This is a genomic window from Pseudomonas defluvii (assembly GCF_001695625.1).
Lineage (GTDB): Bacteria > Pseudomonadota > Gammaproteobacteria > Pseudomonadales > Pseudomonadaceae > Aquipseudomonas > Aquipseudomonas defluvii.
Genome location: NZ_MBPN01000351.1, coordinates 1 through 305, shown reverse-complemented (window position 1 = coordinate 305; position 305 = coordinate 1). Strand labels below are relative to the sequence as shown.

The following is a 305-nucleotide window of genomic DNA, read 5'->3' as shown; positions in this document are numbered from 1 at the left end:
CACATCCTGCTGTCCCGTCAGGTAGGCGTTCCGTACATCGTGGTCTTCCTGAACAAGGCTGACCTGGTAGACGACGCAGAGCTGCTGGAACTGGTTGAGATGGAAGTTCGCGACCTGCTGTCCACCTATGACTTCCCGGGCGACGACACTCCGATCATCATCGGTTCTGCTCGTATGGCGCTGGAAGGCAAAGACGACAACGGCATGGGCACCACCGCTGTCAAGAAGCTGGTTGAAACTCTGGACAGCTACATCCCAGAGCCAGAGCGCGCTATCGACAAGCCGTTCCTGATGCCAATCGAAGA

General features: G+C 57.0%; 1 protein-coding gene. It reads left to right on the top strand.

Going from position 1 to position 305, the window contains the following annotated elements:
* Positions 1-305 (top strand): GTP-binding protein (locus tag EKA13_RS27635; protein WP_245704450.1); only part of this gene is annotated, 305 nt, incomplete at both ends.